17 protein-coding genes and 1 pseudogene are annotated in these 19700 nt (G+C 38.7%); 14 read left to right on the plus strand and 4 right to left on the minus strand.

Going from position 1 to position 19700, the window contains the following annotated elements; translation table 11 throughout:
* The first annotated feature begins 71 nt into the window (after positions 1 to 71).
* The 8 genes and pseudogenes from ACODST_RS13855 (at position 72) to ACODST_RS13890 (ending at position 7294) form a co-directional block, all read left to right on the plus strand.
* On the plus strand, positions 72 to 1097 hold the full coding sequence (locus ACODST_RS13855) for an RHS repeat-associated core domain-containing protein (protein ID WP_488932708.1): 1026 nt from the start codon (positions 72 to 74) through the stop codon (positions 1095 to 1097).
* 6 nt (positions 1098 to 1103) lie between these two features.
* Positions 1104 to 1337, plus strand: coding sequence for a hypothetical protein (locus tag ACODST_RS13860; RefSeq protein WP_488932709.1), 234 nt, complete (start codon positions 1104 to 1106; stop codon positions 1335 to 1337).
* Positions 1338 to 1627: 290 nt separating this feature from the next.
* On the plus strand, positions 1628 to 3592 hold the full coding sequence (locus tag ACODST_RS13865; protein WP_488932710.1) for an RHS repeat domain-containing protein: 1965 nt from the start codon (positions 1628 to 1630) through the stop codon (positions 3590 to 3592).
* 4 nt (positions 3593 to 3596) lie between these two features.
* Entirely contained in the window at positions 3597 to 4025 is a 429-nt protein-coding gene (locus ACODST_RS13870) for a hypothetical protein (protein ID WP_488932711.1), read from the plus strand.
* Between the two features lie 772 nt (positions 4026 to 4797).
* Positions 4798 to 5116: pseudogene (locus ACODST_RS13875) on the plus strand (DDE-type integrase/transposase/recombinase).
* 754 nt (positions 5117 to 5870) lie between these two features.
* A complete protein-coding gene (locus tag ACODST_RS13880; protein ID WP_488932712.1) occupies positions 5871 to 6128 on the plus strand; it encodes a hypothetical protein in 258 nt (85 codons plus the stop codon).
* A 125-nt stretch (positions 6129 to 6253) separates the two neighbouring features.
* Positions 6254 to 6655, plus strand: coding sequence for a cyclic nucleotide-binding domain-containing protein (locus tag ACODST_RS13885; RefSeq protein WP_488932713.1), 402 nt, complete (start codon positions 6254 to 6256; stop codon positions 6653 to 6655).
* A gap of 84 nt (positions 6656 to 6739) precedes the next feature.
* Entirely contained in the window at positions 6740 to 7294 is a 555-nt protein-coding gene (locus ACODST_RS13890; RefSeq protein WP_488932714.1) for a fasciclin domain-containing protein, read from the plus strand.
* Between the two features lie 339 nt (positions 7295 to 7633).
* Here the strand turns inward: ACODST_RS13890 and ACODST_RS13895 are convergent, their stop codons facing one another.
* The 3 genes from ACODST_RS13895 to ACODST_RS13905 form a co-directional block, all read right to left on the minus strand.
* Complete coding sequence (locus ACODST_RS13895; RefSeq protein WP_488932715.1) at positions 7634 to 7882, minus strand: hypothetical protein; 249 nt, start codon at positions 7880 to 7882, stop codon at positions 7634 to 7636.
* A gap of 137 nt (positions 7883 to 8019) precedes the next feature.
* Entirely contained in the window at positions 8020 to 8484 is a 465-nt protein-coding gene (locus ACODST_RS13900; RefSeq protein ID WP_488932716.1) for a hypothetical protein, read from the minus strand.
* A gap of 303 nt (positions 8485 to 8787) precedes the next feature.
* Positions 8788 to 10746 (minus strand): LTA synthase family protein, encoded by a 1959-nt coding sequence (locus tag ACODST_RS13905; protein WP_488932717.1) that lies wholly within the window; start codon positions 10744 to 10746, stop codon positions 8788 to 8790.
* A gap of 362 nt (positions 10747 to 11108) precedes the next feature.
* On the opposite strand from ACODST_RS13905, the gene ACODST_RS13910 reads away from it, so the two are divergent.
* Positions 11109 to 11858: a phosphatase PAP2 family protein gene (locus ACODST_RS13910; protein ID WP_488932718.1), complete on the plus strand. Its 750-nt coding sequence runs from the start codon at positions 11109 to 11111 to the stop codon at positions 11856 to 11858.
* A gap of 238 nt (positions 11859 to 12096) precedes the next feature.
* Here the strand turns inward: ACODST_RS13910 and ACODST_RS13915 are convergent, their stop codons facing one another.
* Positions 12097 to 12408: a hypothetical protein gene (locus ACODST_RS13915; protein ID WP_488932719.1), complete on the minus strand. Its 312-nt coding sequence runs from the start codon at positions 12406 to 12408 to the stop codon at positions 12097 to 12099.
* 265 nt (positions 12409 to 12673) lie between these two features.
* Here ACODST_RS13915 and ACODST_RS13920 point away from each other — a divergent pair, with 265 nt between their 5' ends.
* From ACODST_RS13920 to ACODST_RS13940, 5 genes are all read left to right on the plus strand, one after another.
* Entirely contained in the window at positions 12674 to 13051 is a 378-nt protein-coding gene (locus tag ACODST_RS13920; protein ID WP_488932720.1) for a hypothetical protein, read from the plus strand.
* Between the two features lie 107 nt (positions 13052 to 13158).
* Positions 13159 to 15291, plus strand: coding sequence for a TonB-dependent siderophore receptor (locus tag ACODST_RS13925; RefSeq protein ID WP_488932721.1), 2133 nt, complete (start codon positions 13159 to 13161; stop codon positions 15289 to 15291).
* A 693-nt stretch (positions 15292 to 15984) separates the two neighbouring features.
* Complete coding sequence (locus ACODST_RS13930) at positions 15985 to 16359, plus strand: hypothetical protein (RefSeq protein ID WP_488932722.1); 375 nt, start codon at positions 15985 to 15987, stop codon at positions 16357 to 16359.
* A gap of 134 nt (positions 16360 to 16493) precedes the next feature.
* Complete coding sequence (locus ACODST_RS13935; RefSeq protein WP_488932723.1) at positions 16494 to 18266, plus strand: chloride channel protein; 1773 nt, start codon at positions 16494 to 16496, stop codon at positions 18264 to 18266.
* 117 nt (positions 18267 to 18383) lie between these two features.
* Positions 18384 to 19694, plus strand: a complete 1311-nt coding sequence (locus ACODST_RS13940; RefSeq protein ID WP_488932724.1) for a DUF389 domain-containing protein — start codon at positions 18384 to 18386, stop codon at positions 19692 to 19694.
* Positions 19695 to 19700: the final 6 nt, after the last annotated feature.

The following is a 19700-nucleotide window of genomic DNA, read 5'->3' on the forward strand; positions in this document are numbered from 1 at the left end:
AACGGGTGGTCAATTTACTCCGGAATTAGGTGGTCAAATTGACCGGTTTTTCCACATTTGGGCTTAAGCATATGGGCTACAATGGAGGGATCTCTTCCACTAATGATGCTCTGAGGTACAAGTATAACGGTAAGGAGCTTCAGGATGAAAATATAGGAGGATATCAGCTGAACATGTACGACTATGGGGCACGTAATTATGACCCTGCATTAGGAAGATGGATGAATATTGATCCGCTGGCGGAGAATGGTCATAGGTGGTCTCCATATAATTATGCAATGGATAATCCTGTTTATTTTATTGACCCTGATGGAATGTGGCCAGGACCAGGTATTGGTCAATGGATTCAAGCATATGCAAGAGGAGCTTGGTCAGCAGGTGGAAATATGGTTAAAGGAGCTCTTACGGGTACATATAATGGTATTAGAAATGGAATAAATGAAGGTCGAAAAGTTGCATCAGCGTACAATACAGGAGGAGTTTCTGGAGCAGCTAAACAATATGCACAATCCGTTTATGAAACAAGTGGTGCTAAAAGTGCTGTAGAAACAGTTCAAAAAGCCGCTAACGGAGACCCCTCAGCAATAGGTGCAACTGTCGTAAATGTTGTTGCTATTGCGGTTACTCATCAAGCTGGTAAAAGTGGTGTAGCATCATCGAAATTGGAGAATTTTTCAAATAATGCTTTAACTTCTAGTGAAATGTCGAATGTAGTTGGAGCAGAAAAAACGGTTGTTACCGAATCAGCTTTAACTATAGAAGCTGGAGGAGTATTTAGTGAAAGTGAAGTGGCAGCTGCTAGATTTATGGAGAGCCAAGGTAATAATGTTGTTTTAAGGATGCCTCAAGGAACAAGGGCGGGAGGTGGAACTTCTGATTTATTAGTAAATGGAGTTCCATACGATGTATATACACCAACAACTAATAATGTTAACAGGATTATTTCTTCAATGGTATCTAAAAATTCTCAAACAACGGGAATTGTTTTAGATTTGTCCAAAACAAATGTAGAGGCTTCTCAACTTGGTAATGCTTTACAAAGAGTTCGTGGAACTGGAGCTACTAATATAACTGATATCAAAATAATGCCAAAATAACGAAATATGCCAAAAATAAAATGTGTTTGCGGGAATATAATAGGGTTAGGAGAAATTCCTAGTCCTAATCAATACTTAATGATTTCAGATATCTTGTTTGATAAATTTCAAGGTAATGTTGATGCAGAAGAAATTTATAAAGAAATGAAAATAGTTGTCCATTGCAAAGAATGTCAGAGACTCCATATCTATTGTAACGGATTTGACAAGGATGCTATTATTTATCAAATTTGTAGGTAGTACCGAGGATCATCTTTGCAATATATGTGTGAACTTTGACAAGAATCTTGTCATACAGGAAGAAAACAACTATTCCCCCTTCGGCCTGAAGTAAATGGATATAACGAAAACATCGTTTCGACAAATGATGCATTTAAGTACAAATACAATGGAAAGAAACTTCAAGACGTGCTGGGGCTTAACATGTCACAGGTAAGGTACAGTACAGCATAACCCGTCACAAAAGACTCTCATCGAGTACAGAACTTACCACTAAGGATACCTTTACGTATTCCGCCCAGGAGCGTCTGATGACCCAGACCCATCAGATAAACGGCGGAGCCATTGAACTTATAGCCAGTAATACGTATGATGAGCTTGGCCGGCTGATTTCTAAAAAAGTAGGTAACACAGAAACGTCCCCAACCCAGAATATTCATTATACATATAATATCAGAGGATGGCTGACGGGGATTAATGATATCAGCACCCTTACTAAGTCCGGGGACCCTAAGGATATGTTTGCTTTTAAAGTTAACTACAACAGTCCCGGTGCTGCAATAAGCGGAGTTGCTTCCCTCTATAACGGGAATATCTCTGAAACCTGGTGGGCCAGCAATTCTGATAATGGTATTGTAAGGACCTACGGTTATAAATACGACAATCTGAACAGGCTCAAAGAAGGTGTGTTTAAAAAGGCATCCTCGATAAGCAATGCTTACAATGAGACACTTTCTTATGATAAAAACGGTAATATCCTGAGCCTTATACGTAATGGAAACAGTGAGACTATGACCCAGATTGATAATCTGGTATACAGTTACGGAAGTACCAATGCAGGCAACCAGCTTACCAAAGTTGTAGACAATGCGCCGTCTGGTTCAAAATCGGGCGGTTTTGTGGACAGTGCCGCCAATACGGCTGATGATTACAGCTATGATGCCAATGGAAATCTGATACAGGACAATAACAAAAACATAACTGCGGTAACTTATAATCATTTGAACCTTCCGACAAAAATAACCTTTGGCACGGCAGGTAATATTGCCTACATTTACAATGCTGCGGGAGAGAAGGTTCAGAAAGTAATCACAACAACTTCTCCTTCTAATGCTGCAACGACAGATTATCAGGGAGGTTTTCAGTATAAGGCCGACTGTCAGAGCTGCGGGGTGACACTTAGGTTCTTTCCCACAGCAGAAGGTTATGTTGAAGTCTCAGGAAGTACTTATAAATATATTTACCAGTACAAAGACCATCTGGGCAATATCCGTCTGAGTTATGATAAGTCACTTGTTATTCAGGAAGAGAACAATTACTATCCATTTGGGCTTAAACATATGGGCTACAATGGAGGCACCCCTTCCACTAATGATGCTCTGAGGTACAAGTATAACGGTAAGGAGCTTCAGGATGAAAATATAGGAGGATACCAGCTGAACATGTACGACTATGGGGCACGTAATTATGATCCAGCTTTAGGTCGCTGGATGAATATTGATTCGCTGGCGGAAAAATCACGTAGGTTTAATCCCTATACATATGCTCTTGATAATCCTGTTTTTTTTATTGATCCGGACGGGAGGTTTGCAGGTCCTCCTTCTACCCATACTGATCAGAATGGAAAAGTGATAGAAGTAAGAGAAGATGGAAATTTAGGTATATATAAACATAGTCAAGCGGATATTGAATCTGGAAATTTAAGCAATGATAAGAGTAAACAAGTAGGAGTAACTCTTTATGAAAAATCGTTTAAAAAAGGTGATAAAATTGATTTTGGTTCTAATAGAGCCAGAGACTGGATTAATAAATTTGAGGCAAATCAAAGGACTATTACAGGAATGCAGCCTATTAGAACTATTAGAAAAGCTTTTTATGCAATGCATGGCGTAAACAAAGGGGCATATGATCCCAAATCTTTTATTGAAGGAGGAATAAACGGTGGTTCTCAGTTAAGCAATGGAGTATACATAAGTAATAGAGATGTAGGAAATTATGCAGCAGGTGCTTTTGCAAGAATCAATGGGTATGATAAACAAGAATATTTAGCCGAAACTGGTGCCTTTCAGTTAAGCGGTAATAATTTGTCAAGTTTTGTAGAAAATCATAGTGATTTTATTAAGCAGGCTTACGCACATAAACCTTCTGATGGGGCCTTTCAGCGTACATATGGAGAGGATGACAGATCAAATTATTTCATCAGATTAGGATACGAAGGTACTAGAACACTAAATGAATTCAATACTAATTTTTCCAAAATATTTTACAAAGATTAATACCATGAAGAAAAGATATATAAATTATAAAAGAAGTATTTCATTATTGTTCCTTTTCGTAACCATGTCGTGCGGTAATGATAAAAAATGCTCAATTAACAGCAACGAGAAACTATTGCAGGTTGTTCAATCTGCAGAACTTCAAATATCTTTATGGCGTGTTGAGCAGGGAACCTATGGCTCAATTGTTACTTTACGAATTTGTGATTCTCATGATCAGTTAGTTGAATCTATAGATTTAAGAGGAGAGGATTATGTACCTAAAATAGATAGTGTCCGCAATCGAAGTATTTATCTTCATTACAATTTTCCGAAAGATTTTAAAGAAAAGGTACAGAAGTCTATTAATTTTGAAAGTGTCGTTTTGGGAGAGGGATTATTGAATAAAAATAAACTGAAATATACTTATATTTTTAGTAATCTTAATGAGTAACTTAGAAAATATCTACGTGGAGTTTGTACTACGTTAGATTGGAATCAACAAAAGATTTCTATCGTTTTTGAAGCAAATGATTTAAAGATGAGCAGTAATGTGCTCATCTTTTTTGATTTAATATTGGTTCAAATGAGTTAGATTAAGTAAAAATCCAATTTGATGTTTCGAATTAAGTAGTGAAAATAAAATGCAATTCATAAACAAAGAGAGACATATTATATTAACTAGCTATCTTCTTAATTGACTTTACAGAACAATTTGTAAAATATTTCATGAACGATTTAAACTCTGGTAAAATGAAAAAAATAATTTAAATTATTCTGATATTACTAGTATTATCTAATTTTAAATTTAAGCAGCAAACTGCTGCAAATGGTTCAGACTCCAAATGATGTAAATAAATTAAAAGAAAACGAAAATCAGTTTATAAATAAACCTTTAAAAAATGTTCTTAAACAAGTTAAACCAGAGTTAAAATTGGTAAGAACAGAAATAGAGGTTTTGTCGCATCTGTACGTAACATATTATCTTTAGAGACTCAAAAAAAATTAAATGAATACCAAAGATCATTGTTCCAAAAGCTATTATTCTTCAGGCAGTCTATTTCAAATTACGATTTACATTAAGTTATAGAGGTGTTGAGGAGATAATGAAAATGCGTGGAATACGAGTTGATCATTCAACGATTCAGCATTGGATGTTTAAATTTAGCGTAATGATCGAATCTCAGATGAAAAAGAGAATGAACAGAGTGGGAGTGAGTTGGAGAATGGATATAACTTATATAAAAGTTAAAGGTATATGGTGTTATTTATATAGGGCTGTGGATAAATCTGGAAACAGTAGATTTTCTTTTGACTAAAAGAAGACATAGAAAGAGCGCTCATTCATTTCTAATTAGGGCAATAAATACTAACTGCAGCCCAACAGTAATTAATATAGATAAAAGTGGCTCTAATATCAGTGTAATCAAAGTTTACAATAAACGTTTGTTTTCAAAGATTAAAATTCGTCAATGTAAATATCTCAACAATATTGTTAAGCAAGATCATCGAGAAATAAACCAATTTTTTGGGTCAGTAGAATAACAGTTTTGTAAGAATAATAATAACCTGTTTCTTATGATAATTTAATGATTTTTTTAATAAGGAGTAATACAGTTTCGAACCTAAGCTTGCTAAAGTAAAGCTTATTTTTGTGTTTTAAAATATGTCTGTGTCACGATTATACCATAATAATTGAATATAAATTGTATCGATGTTAATGAATAAACAAACTGGTTATTTTACAGATAAATAAAATAATTTCTCTGAATAATTATAGTCGAATTCTACAAGTGTTATATTTTGTACCGTTTATGTGTCTTAAATGTACACCAATCTTTAATACTTATTTAATTTCGGAAGTAGAAATTCACAATATATACATTTTCTGTATTCAAAGTCCATTTTTAAAAAATGGACTTTTTTTGCCCAATTTTTAGTCTTTTTGCGAGTCTTTTTCTTGTAGGTTTTTACTGTTTTTATGTCCTGTCAAGTGACCCGTAAAGGACAGATTACAAACCATTTTATGGAGGATTTGAGGAGATTGTCTTACTGGAAGTAGAGGCTGTCTTTCATTGGCTTTATGAATTTGGTTTGGATGTCCTGTTGGGGATTTATGCAAAAAAAATATAAAAACTCAAATGGTTTACGGCAGTAAATTAATATACAATTCTACAAATATTATGGAGGGTTTGAAAAGAAAGTTTTAAATTAAGATAGGATTGTCTTTCTTTGGCGCTGTGAACTACTGTCTGGGATTTAATTGTTGAATGTTTTTATAGAGCTTCCTCGAAAAGGCGTGCGTTTAGCCGCTGCAGGAAAAATTATAAGCGCCCAGCGTGCCTTAGAACTTCTCGAAGAAGGCTGTGATTTTGCATTGATTCCGAGAGCAGCTATTCTTCAGAGAGATTTTCCGCTTCAAGTAAAAGCAAACTCAATGTGGGATAGCCCACAATTAGCTTTAATGGCTGATTATCTGCGACAAGGCGGATTGAACAAACACTTTATAGAAACCATGCGCGGACGGCGGACTTTTGTTAAAGCAGGTTCTTTATAAAAAAACAATATTTAAGTTGTCTTTTGAGGCTTATTTTTTAACGTTCAGAAAGAATCGGGAAGATTTAATTATTATAAAAAGTTTATGGTTTTTAAATTACATTTACAGCAAGAAAACTTATTTCTATGTATGATGAATTAAAATATTGGTATTTACGAGATCATAAATTGTTTAGGACTTTGAGCTATTATCAGATCAAACAATTGTGCATTATTACCGGTTTTAAAAAAGCTTCAAAAGGCGAAGTTATTTATTTTTCTTCTTCAGATGTACCTCGAATTTTTTTACTTAAAAAAGGAAACATAAAAATTGTTGCCATTGATGATAAGGGTAATGAAACCATAAAAGACATTATTCAAAAAGGAGATTTATTTGGTGAACTGACTTTAGAATCCGGCTTACTTTTTGGGGAGGAATCGGTATTGGCTGCACTTGCGCAGTTTTGCATCTTTGCCGCTACATTTTCATTTCTTAAAGTAAACGCATTTTTTTTGTTCCTTAAAGCTCCCAGTATCAGCTGTTTCTAAATAATATTGAATTTTCCTGTAAGAATTAAAAACCGAATGGAAATTTAAAGCGTAAATGAGATTATAACTTTAAAAAAAATAATCATGAAAACTAGAAAATTTTTAGCTTTGGCAGTTTTGGCACTTGGATTTGGATTTACTTCTTCTGCACAGAAAACGGTAATGGTTGGGGGAGCTGCTATGTATCCAAGCAAAAACATTATTGAAAATGCGGTAAACTCAAAAGACCACACCACACTTGTAGCGGCAGTGAAAGCGGCAGGGCTGGTTGAAACCCTTCAGGGTAAAGGGCCTTTTACCGTTTTTGCTCCTACAGATGAAGCTTTTGCCAAACTGCCTGCAGGCACAGTTGATAATTTACTGAAACCGGAAAATATTAAAACTTTACAGACAATCTTGACCTATCATGTGGTGGCAGGCAAGATGAATGCTTCAGATATTGTCAAAGCGATAAAGGCTGGCAAGGGGAAAGCATCCTTAAAAACTGTCAGCGGAGGAATCCTGACTGCATGGATGGAAGGCAAAGACCTATATATCACCGATGAGAACGGCAATAAATCAAAAGTTACCATTTCGGATGTGAACCAGTCAAATGGAGTTATTCATGTTGTGGATGCGGTGCTGCTTCCAAAAATGTAATGCTGGATTTATATAGACAAAAAGAGCCTGTGAAGTTATTTCACAGGCTTTTTTGTTTTTAATCTCCATATTCATTTTATATAATATTAATGTGGATATGCAAACGACTCAATGTTTAAATCAAGATTTAATTCAGGCAAAATTGAATATAGTTTTGAGATTATTCAGGTCAAAATTTGATGATTAATCTTTGCTAGTTTGGATGAAAATAAAAAATATGAGTCTCTGCTTATTTATTGTTCTTTCTTTGAAGCTAAAAATTGATTTATTTCCGTAATTTACGGAAGATATATGTATTAAATAACTGATAAATAAGAATTATTGGATACTGCCTTTTTATCAGCCTGCTAATATATCTGCTGGAGCAGGCAGTCCCAATTCTTTAGCAGCAGATCGGATATCCCTTAAAAAGCCGATACCTTCAGAACTTTTGGTGTAGCAGATAATATCAAATTCATTTTTTGAAATCTGTTCTATCATTACAGCTGTAATTGAAGGTGATTTCATTTTGAATTTGTAAATGGGTTTTCCCATTATTTTGTTATTGTAATAGCTGCAGAGCTGTTCTGCCTCTTTTTGAGTATACATTACTTGATCTCATTTTATTACTGCAAGATACAAAAATGATATAGTAAATCATACTTTTAAAATAAAGTGATTTCGGAATTTGGAACAAGACCCGCCCTCCAAAACCTAGCGCTTTAGGATACAAATCGGAATACTTATTAATTGCCGGGCTGTCTGATTTCAGAATGCCTGATTTCTCCGCCTGTTGTGCCTGTCTGCTGTGCAAAATATAAAACCACCAAACAATACACAAGTATACTAAAGCCGATATAGCGTGCAAAGGATTTCTTTTTCAGGCTGCCCCATAAAGCGGCAATCGAACTTAATCCCAGTATATAAGAAAGCAAAGCAAACACTTCCGCTTTTTCTTCATGTTCATGGATTAAATTTTTAGAAATCCCGTTAATTTGTAAAACTGTCTGCTCAGCACCATCCCCTGTTGCGATTGCCGCAAATGATGCTAAGGCTCCTAGTATAAAAATGCAGTAGGCCGTTCTTTTTACGATTTCTGATTTTACCATAAATCCGCCGATTATGACCAATAAGCCTATAAAGGGTATGATGATAGGGAAGTGGTTCAGTACTAAATGATAATGTGCTCCGTTCATAATTTTCTTCTTCAAAGGATTAGTTCGATATTCTTTTTTTTGTATCTGGTTTTGGGCGGCGGCCGGAAAAACTAGTGGCCGGATACTGTTGTATTTTTCAAAGACTGTTTTATAAGCTCCTTGTTGGTGTCGGCAGGTCTAGGGAAAAATAATAGGCATGTGTTTTTATCAATCAAAGTTAGCAAATTAAAGCACGGTAAAGATTGTAAGGTGCTGTTTAAAAGCATTATAAATAATCAGCGCGAGAAATGATTTCAAGTTTCATTTTACACCTGCCGATTAATTAATACTGTTGAAAAACAGAACTTTATTTTTGGATTATCTCAGCATTTTGTTTGTAAAGAGAAAATCCGCAGTCTGGTACCATGAAATGGTTTCCTCAAGAAGAGATCTGTCCATTGCCAGCGGCCTTAGGCTGTTGTCCTGTTTTTTCCAATGGTAATAGTTTTGTTTTCTCTGGTCGGAGAGCACCATGATCCTGTCTTTTTTCATTAATGCCAGTTTTCGGTAGGTCCCCACAAAGGCGCGCTGCTCAAAATTGGGATCCAGAACGTTTTTTCCAAAAAAAACCGATTCATAATTCCAGCGGAACAAATGAAACAAGGTGGGAAACAAATCTATCTGCGAGCATTGTTTTTTTATCTTTTGGTTTTCATATCCGCTTAGATTCACTATAAAGGCCGGGATGTGGTAGTTTGCCACATCGATTTCATTTCTGCCGGCACTGCTGGCGCAATGATCGGCAATAATGACAAAGACCGTATTGGAATACCAAGACCTGGTTTTTGCTTTTCTGAGTAGTTCCCTTAACGCATAATCGGTATATTTTACAGCTCCCTGACGCCCTGTGCCCGATGGAATGTCAATTTTTCCCGAAGGGTAGGTATAAGGCCTGTGATTGGAGGTGGTCATGACAAAATTAAAAAACGGCTTTTTCTCTGCTTGCTGTTTATCGGCGGTTTTGAGCATCTTATTGTAGATGTCTTCATCGCAGATCCCCCAGGCATTCTCAAAGGTCACCTCCTTGTCGGGTATGTTATGGCGGACGGTCTTGATTTTGTCGCTTAAAAGACTGCCCCTTCCGCGGTCGTAAATCGTAAAGCCGTTGCCGCCGAAATAAGCGTTCATGTTGTCGAAATAACCATCGCCCCCGTAGAAAAAACTGCAGTCGTACCCGCGGGACTTAAATATGCTGCAGACCGTATAGAGATTCTGATTCTCTGGTCTTTTTACGATACTCTGCCCCGGTGTGGGAGGAATGCACAAAGTAACGGCCTCCATGCCTCTGACTGTCCGGGTGCCTGTGGCATACAGGTCTTCAAAAAAGATGCTTTTCTGGGCCAGACTGTCCAGAAAGGGGGTGATGTTTTCTTTGTTTGAGAATTCCTTCAGAAAGCTGCCACTGAGGCTTTCCACCAAAATAAAAACAACATTTTTATTTTCAGCTGAAGGTGACTGGACGGTAATTTTGCGGTGTATCGAATAACCCTTGCTGCTGTAGAGTGAGTTAGGCTGCGCCAATTTCTTTTTTACAATACCGAAGGCCTTGCTGTTGTCAATGCGCGTATAAAATTCTGTATATTTCATCTGGTTGTTTCTGAAAGCGGCAAAGAAGGAATAGATCCCTGATTTTGAGATTTCAGAGTTGTACCTGTTTGGCGACCATTCCGCCTGATTGTTGGTAATATAAAACGAATAAAACAGCACGCATATGATCACAGGCAAAAGTACAGTGAGCCTTACCTTTATAGAGGCTTTGGAATCAAAGGCGGACTGGAAAGCCTTTTTTTTGTGAAAAACAAACAGAAATGCCGTGCTGAGAAGCACAACCCCGCTGATCAAGACCCCAAGAGGATAGGATTCCCTTATATTGGCAATCACCTCGTGGGTGTAAATGAGATAATCCACCGCTATGAAATTAAAGCGGGTCTTAAATTCATCCCAAAACGTCAGCTCTGCCAGAAAAGTGAAAACAAGGATAAAAACCATCAGAGAGGTGAAGAAATAAACAAGGATTTTGTCCAGGACCGAACCAATCCACTTATCGGGCATCACGCTGTAATAGATAACGCCCGGCAGAGAAAAATATGCCGCTGTGCCCAGATCAAAAAACAGCCCCGTAAGCAGCGTCCTTATCAAATCAACTACATTCCAGGAAACCTCATCGTACTGCCATATAAAAAAACACAATCGGATGAACTGCGAACAGATTAAAAACCAAAGCAAAAAAATGAAAACCGGGAAATATCTTGCGTACTTACGAGTATTTTTGTCCATAGAGCCGTTGTTTTTATTGGTGAGGTGTAAAGTTTACATTCGAATCAAGTGTTAATTTTAAAATTTAGTTATTTTTGAATAAAGATGCTGGAATGTCAATTATCATTTGGAAAATATTTTAAATGAAAAATGATATTATATAAATAAAATCTGTTTAATATTTTTTAATTTGTAGGACTAATGTATAAAAAAAACTTAAATTAGCATATTGTTTTTTAAATTTCAAAAAAGCTATTGATTCTTATCAATGGCCCAGAAGCAGCTTTTCTGCAGGTTCTGACACAAAGCGGGATTATGATCAAGGAACTGTTTCAAGACGAGCCGGTGCTTTTCGTCTTTTTATCCTAAAATATTAAAGAGCTATGAAGAAAATTTACGTAATTGTTTTAGCAGGCGTTTTCTCTGTAAAAGCTGCGGCCCAGTCCCAGTCTTCCGATAGTCTGTACAGCAGCAGAGAGCTCAAGTTTAAATATCAGGCCCTTATTATCCCAAGTGTTTTAATCGGATATGGGGTAGTGGGACTCGAAAGCCATACCCTTCAAGATATCAATACCGATACTAAAAATGAGCTAAACGAGCATATCGACAAGAAAATAACTATTGATGATTTCTCGCAATACAGTACCTTTTTGTCGGTATATGCCCTGAATGCGGCCGGCATCAAAGGCAGAAACAACTTCAAGGACCGTACTGTCATCCTGGCTTCGGCTTATCTTATTATGGGAACTACAGTAAATATAATTAAAAAGACCGGCAGTGAAATGAGGCCCGACGGCACCTCCAACAACTCGTTTCCTTCAGGGCATACCGCAACGGCATTTATGGGAGCCGAATTCCTGTATCAGGAATATAAAGACGTATCGGTCTGGTATGGAATCTCCGGGTATCTGGTTGCCGCGGGGACCGGTTTTTTTAGGATGTACAATGACAGGCATTGGTTCAGCGATGTGGCGGCAGGAGCAGGAATTGGAATTCTCAGCACCAAAATAGCCTATTGGATCCACCCGCTGATCCAAAACAGGATATTCAAAAAAAAGGACAACCTGAACGGGGTCATAGTCCCGGTATATAACGGAAGGGAGTATGGACTGGCAATGGCCGTGTCTTTTTAGTGCTTCTGTTTTTTTGAAAATGAAATGCAGTACTGAGGGTTTTATCTTTAAATCCGCTCTGGCTTAGGCTTCTGCCGGGATTTTCAAAAAATATAAAACCTCTTATATGCTGGAGCTTGAAGGATCTGCGGCATAGCCGGCCCGGCAGTTCGGATTAATGCCATTGCTTCTACTGCTGCCGAGGAAGCCCTATTAATGGGAAATATTGAATTTCCTTATTCACAAGGCTGCATGCCTGCTAAGTGCTCTGCATATACTGGAGAAGCTCTTGAAATTCACCGGCAAGCAGCAGATCTGCAAGAAGGATGCACTGGGCCCAGTCCTTCATGGTTTTTCTGATCTCAAGATCCTGGTTCTCTCCGTAGATCAGAACAAGCTGCTTGTCTGTGCAGGCTTTCAGAACATAATCGCTGAAATAGCACCCGATCCAGAACGCGGTGCCGTGACCGGCCGTATTCTGCAAGTGTTCAAAAGCTTCGGCCGTTTCCAGACGGCCGTCATTATCCACTGACCCTCCCCAGCTTTTTTCAATCCAGAAACCTTTTTCCATTGTCCAAATTAATTTAAAAAAACAGCGGGCGGCGATAAGCCCGCAAAAAAATAGTTGATGCAGCTAATATATGATTTTATCTCAGAACAGCTCCAGGCATTTCTGCCTTTATTGATAGTGATGCTCATAATGTTAGGAGGTCGGAGGGATTTACTGCCTAAAAAAGCAGTTAAGCAGCGTGTTTTTTTTGATGAAGTAAAAAAAAACTTTCTTCAAAATAAAAACTAAAAATACTATTTTTGCGTTCCTAAACAAAACAACAGCTTTGAAAAAGTATCTAATCTTATTGCTTGGCTGCATTATTTTAGTGCCGTCATTTGGCACTGCGTTTGTTTATGTATCTTTTAAATTACAGCAGCAGGAAATCGCAAAAACGATCTGCGTGCAGCGGAAACTGGTTTTCAACACCTGCAACGGCCGCTGTGAACTTCAAAAAAGCCTTAAGAAATTCAACGATAACGAAAATAAAATGCAGCACAGCCTGAAAGAAAAAACAGAGCAGGTTTACATTTTAGATGCTTTGCATAACACTTTCAAATTAATAGAGCCTATCGAAATCAAAGCTGGCTTTGAGGCTGGATCCGATGACAAGCCTATTTCTGTTTCAGCAGAAACTTTTCGTCCCCCTTCTTTTTTTATATAAATTCTAATTTCCATTTCAATACGAATTGAAATGATTTTTCATTGCTGCATAAACAATGAAAGAGTGCCTGCATTCTAATAAAATTACAGTTATATAAAAATTACAAAATGAAAAAAGGAATATTTTTTGCGGCAGCTTTGGCAGCTTCGCTGCAGATCTATGCACAAAAAAATGACAGCATAAATAGCAAATACACCTTAATGGACGAGGTGATTATTGAAGGAGTGAGAAAGTCCAAAGATGTTGCAAGTGAACTGGCTTCCAAACTGCCGATCAAGAACCTGGAAAACCCTCAGGTAACCGCTTCGGTTTCACCACAGCTTATCAAAAACAGAAATTTCTTCACCCAGGATCAAATGCTGCAAAATGCTACTGGTGCTGCACCGAGCTGGGCAGGAATTTCGCCTTACTATTCCATCAGGGGATTTCGCACCCGCTCGAGCTTCAGAAACGGGGTAAACGGTTATGCAGCCTCTGATATGGATCCGGTTAACATTGCCCAGCTGGAGGTAATCAAAGGACCAAGCGGGGTAATTTTTGGCGGGGGCGGTTCAACTATGCTTACTTTTGGAGGACTCATTAATCGTGTGACGGTAAAACCTCAGAATGCCACCTTTGCCGACATTAGTGCAGCGGGCGGGTCTTACAATCTGCAGCGTGCCACCGTTGATATCAACAGGCCTCTTGACAAAGACGGAAAAGTTCTTGCCCGGTTAACCGGCGCTTATACCTATAAAGATTCTTTTCAGGATCAGGGGTTTTCAAAAACTTTTTTTTTAGCTCCTAGTATTTCCTACAAGTTTAGCAATGATGTAATTATCCAGCTTGATGCTGAAATTTTAAACAAAACTGCCACAAATAATCCGCTCTACCAAGTGGCTTTAGGGGCTGCTGAATCGGCGGATGAACTCAATTTGGATTATTACCGTTCTTTTAATGATAATTCGGTTACGATGAACAATAAGGCGGTGAATATTTACGGAAAAATCATTTACAGGCTTTCAGGAAATTGGAAATCGCAGACCAATTTAGTATTAGTCAATAATAAGACTCCCGGAGATTACATCCGTTTAAGATTGGATGATAACAGCCAGAATGTAACACGAAGAGTGTACAGAATGTATCCGGAGACTATTACAAGCCAGCAGATACAGCAGGACTTTGTCGGGAATTTCAAAATTGGCGGTATCAAAAATCGACTGATTGCAGGAGTTGAATACTACCATTACCTCTACGGCATTGCCAGTAAATCTGTGAATTTTACTAAAGTGCCGGCTGCTGCGGCAGATCCCCAGAATGCTTATTTCAATAATGAATATATTACCGGCCAATTGGCCTTAAAGTCTTATGCAGAGAATTATAAGGCCATTCAGGATCATTATTCGGTTTATCTTTCAGATGTTTTGAGTCCATTAGAGAATTTGATTGTAATGCTCAGCGCGCGGATTAATTACATAAATAACAAAGGGACAGAGGATTTATTAACAGAAACCGCTTCGGGTGATTATTCTCAGACGGCAGTATCTCCGAAACTCGGAATCAGTTACCAGATTATTGAGCAGAGAATAGCCTTGTTTGCCAATTATATGAACGGCTTTCAGGCGCAGGCACCCCAGTCAGTAAACGGACAGATGACCAATTTTCAGCCAGTTTATGGAAACCAGTGGGAATCCGGGATTAAAGTTTCTTTGAAAAAGAACCTATTGGATGCCGTTTTGAGCTATTATAATATTGATGTGACCAATGTGGTAAGACAGGACCCCAGTGATACGGCTTCCTATCTGCAGGACGGACAGCAGCGAAGCAAGGGTTTTGAAGCAGATTTAGAATCAAGTCCGATGAGTGGACTGTTTCTGCATGCAGGTTTTGCCTACAATGACAGCAAGCTTATTGTTTCTGATGCACTTACCCAGGGGTTAAGACCGGTAGATTCTGGTCCTAAACTTTCAGGAACCTGGTATGTTAATTATACTCCCCAGGCAAAAGCTTTAAACAGTTTTTCTTTAGGGATAGGAGGCAGCCATTATGGTAAAGATTTGATGATCAATAACACTAATGGTTCTTTTTACACCAATCCTTATACGTTGATCAACTCGGTTGTAAGCTTTGAGAAAACAGGTTATGTATTTTCGCTTTCTGCCAATAACATGCTAAATGAGCACTACTGGTACGGAGGCCGCGGCATGATTACCCCTGGAAACCTTCGTCAGGTGGTTTTATCTCTGAAATTAAAATTGTAATGCTGTAATTCAAAACTTCCAGTGAAAAAAATTACAAAGGTCTCAGGATATTAATCATTTTTTGCTCCAAGAGAGCGGCAGGATAATGTTCGAAGATTGGTAGTTTATAAAATTTTCTGTTATTGAAGTGCAATTTAGATCAGCGGGTACTGCCTGCTATTTTTTTTGGAGCTCTTCCCGCTATCCATTGCAATCTTCTGCGCCGAACCCCGGCGCAGAAGGATTTCCACTGCTGTCGGGGCTGAAAAGTCGAATAGGCCGGTTTAAAATTATAGTAAGAATGAAGTCATAAACTTTTTGTAAGATCTAAATAATTATATAATCTGTTCCTGACTGTGATGTGCCTGGGCAATTTCCTGAATCTCTCCAGGTGAGAGTTCCGCCTTTTTCTGCACGTCTTGATTAAGTAATAATAAAAAATGTTTCATTGTGAATTTCTTTTAAGTTTTATTAAAGACATTTAAATCTTTTCATTTTGGACTTTTTTTTCAGCAGATCTTTATATAAAAGTAACCCTAATTAAAAATATCCGCTCTATCTCTGTGTAAATGATGCAGATGTGCGCAATGGAAAGTACGAAAATTTTTATAATATGAGACAGAATCTGGAAAGCTTATTTTTTATTGGTAAGACCGTTTTAAGCAGCAAGCTTAAAGTTTTGTACCTTTGCCGCTCTGCATTTAAATTAAACCTATGAAGCGTCTGCTGCTTTTTTATGTATTTCTGGCTTTTCTGCATTCATTTTCAGCTGATGCCTACCAAAGTATGTTTGCCAAAAGAGCAGTTTTCGGTTATCTGGCTGCTTTAGATTCTGCAGCAGATGCGCCTAAATTGCAAATTGGCATCAAGAAAGGTGTTTGTTTTGCAAGCAAAGATTCTGAGCAGGGATTTTCTTCGGATTTTCAGATTAAGAGAAAAGCCACAGAATTAGAATATGCACAGTTTGCTGTTTTTTATCCTTTTAGAAATGAGCAGTTTTATCATAATCCAGGCAGAGACTTCTTCGGTCTTACGAGTTTATATTCCATAAGGCTTCACAGCCATCTGCACCGCTATCAGCTTTTTTAGAATTTAAGGATGGACAGCTGCACTGTGCAGCGTGCACTGGTTTGTACTATATTCCACGCAGATTATGCATAGGGTTGACTACTGCATTAATTCAGGCGGGCTTTTGTACCATTTTTAAATCACTTAAATTCTAAATGTTCAAAAAAAAACTTCTTCAGATCGAAGCGCTGCTGATTGTGGGGAGGAAAAAACTTTCCCCAAAGCAGTTTATATTTATTTCCAGCGTTATTGTTGGGATCATGTCGGCTTTTGCCGTAATTTTTCTTAAGTCTTTTGCACACTGGGTCTATTCTCTGGCCTCATATGGCAACAGCATTCTCAAACTCAGTTTTATAAACAGTTTGCTTCCCGTTGCAGGAATCCTGCTCACGGTATTGGTTGTAAAGAAGGTACTGGGAGGCCACATCGAAAAAGGAACATCTCAGATTCTCCATACTGTGGCACGCAAAGCAAGCATAATCCCGCCAAAACAGATGTATGCGCAGATTATTACAAGTTCGCTTACAGTCGGGCTGGGAGGATCTGCAGGACTCGAAAGCCCTATAGTGGTCACAGGGGCAGCATTCGGGTCTAATTATGCGCAGAAGTTCAGGCTCAGCTACAAGGAGAGGACCCTTCTTCTTGGATGCGGTGTGGCGGCCGGTATAGCGGCGGCTTTTAATGCGCCAATTGCGGGAGTGCTTTTTGCTGTGGAGGTGCTGCTGGTTGATGTGGCTATTTCAGCTTTTACCCCTATTATGATAGCCGCTGCAACCGGTACGCTGGTTTCGGCTATTGTGCTGAATGAAGAGGTGCTGCTGCGCTTCAGGCACGAGGAAACTTTCGACTATCACAATATACCATTTTATATACTCCTTGGATTTTTTACAGCATTTATCTCCGTATTTTATTCCAGAAATTTTTTAAAGACAGAGCATTTTTTCGCGGGATTAAAAATGGGAGTCTACAGGAGGGCTTTGGCAGGATCTCTGCTGCTCGGCCTGCTGGTATTTGTGTTCCCGACACTCTTTGGTGAAGGCTATGAAAGCATTAAAACACTTGCCGATGCGAATCCCGGTGAGCTTTTGGAAAATACGCTTTTCAAGGATTTCAGCAGCAATGAATGGATTCTTCTGCTTTTTGTCGGCTTCTCTATGATGCTCAAAGCTTTTGCTTCGGGAATTACCCTGGGCAGCGGAGGAAATGGAGGAAACTTTGCCCCATCGCTTTTTCTGGGATCTTATGCGGGATATTTTTTCTCTAAGTTTTTAAATCTCACAGGGCTTACCGATCTGCCTGTAAGCAATTTCGCTATGGTCGGGATGGCCGGGATACTGAGCGGACTTTTTCATGCGCCGCTGACGGCTATTTTTCTTATTGCCGAAATAACCGGCGGATATGGGCTGATTATTCCCCTTATGATCACCGCATCTATAAGTTATGCCATTTCAAAACGATTTGAACAGCATTCGCTGGATGTAAAAGGGCTGGTTAAAAAAGGAAATGTATTTACAAGCAACAAGGACACCAACATACTATGGACCCTTAATGCAGACAGCATTATTCATGCTGACCACAAAACCTTGTCGGCAGATGACGGTATGGAAAAACTAAGAGCTTTGATCACCCAGACCGATCAGGGTATGTTCGCCGTTACAGAGAATCAGAAACTGGCAGGAGTCATTTATTTTTCTGATGTGCGTGAAATCATCTTTCAGCAGGAAAATATTCTGATCAGAGATATCATGAAATCTGCATGCGAAACCCTGGATTATTCAGACAGTATGGAAACAATGATGAAAAGACTCGAGAAGAGCAGAAAGTTTTATCTCCCTGTGATAAGGGACGGGCTTTATTACGGGTACATTGACAAGGGAAGTGCCCTGGAGGCCTATCGTAATCAGTTAAAGGCTATGATGTTTGATTAACAGGCAGCCTGCGGGTGTTTTTTAAACAAAAAAGTTTTAAATCGATTTTGAATATAAAAGTTTTAATTTTTGCTTTCCAGCAGCAGAATGCTTAGATTAGTGTATAAAAAAGGCCACATGAATAAACTAACCGATCTTTTGAACCTGCGCGAAGGGGAAGACAATAAGGAAAAAACGCTGGAAAGCGTAATTAAAAACATCAGCTTTAAAGGTGCCAATCTATGGATACTGGCATGCGCAATACTGATAGCCTCAGTGGGGCTTAATGTAAATTCCACGGCAGTGATTATCGGCGCGATGCTGATCTCGCCGCTGATGGGCCCCATTGTGGGTGCTGGTTTTGCCCTTGGCATATACGATTTTGATCTTCTCAAGAAATCCCTGCGCAGCCTGCTTACCGCTACACTGGTGAGTCTGACGGTCTCTGCAGTCTATTTTGCCGTAAGTCCCTTTAAGGAGGTGCAGTCCGAGCTTCTGGCACGGACTTCGCCTAACATATATGATATTCTGATCGCTTTTTTCGGGGGTATTGTCGGGGTGATTGCAGTAACCAGAACAGAAAAGGGCAATCCCATACCGGGCGTAGCGATAGCTACAGCGCTTATGCCGCCGCTGTGTACAGCAGGTTACGGGCTTGCAACCGGGCAGTGGACCTTTTTCCTGGGTGCATTTTACCTGTACTGCATCAATTGCGTTTTTATAGGAATCGCTACCTTCCTGATTGTTAAATACCTCAAATATCCCGCAAAAAGGCAGGTAGATGAGCGCCAGCAGAAGCAGGTCCGTCTTACCATTACACTGCTTACCGCAGTTATGCTTATTCCAAGCGCTTACTTAGCCTTTTCGCTTTACCGTGAACAGCAGTTTTTAAAAAATGCGGATTTATTCATTGAAAACGAATTTGTTTCCAAGGGATATACGGTAATATTTAAAAAGAGCTCTTTTACTCCTGCAAAAAAGAGCCTTGAACTTGCTTTTCTGACCAAAAGGTTTTCAAAGAAAGAAATCACCCGTTTAGATTCTCTGATGGATAAAAACAGGTTTCTGAAAGGGACTGATCTGGTGATCCGCCAAGATACCACCGATAGGTTCAGTGCACTGAAAGGAGATATTTTAAACCAGATAAAGGGAACTGAAAACCAGATCAATGCCAAGGATGTAAAAATCGCCCAATTGGAAAAACAGCTGGCAGAAAACAGCTTTGATAATGTAAAGATTTTAAAGGAATCCAGAATCCTTTATCCCTCGCTTCATGCGCTTTCGATATCCAGCCACAAGCTGGTTAATGAAAAAGACAGTATCATTGATATAACTGCCGTTCTTTACGAAGCGGATAAGGATCTGAAAGCCGAAGAAAAGGAAAAATTCAGAAGCTGGCTGGGGCAGAGGCTTTCCTTAAAAAATGTTGAGCTTTACAGGAAACAGTAATTTTTT

The sequence above is a fragment of the Flavobacterium sp. FG19 genome (assembly GCF_057809475.1).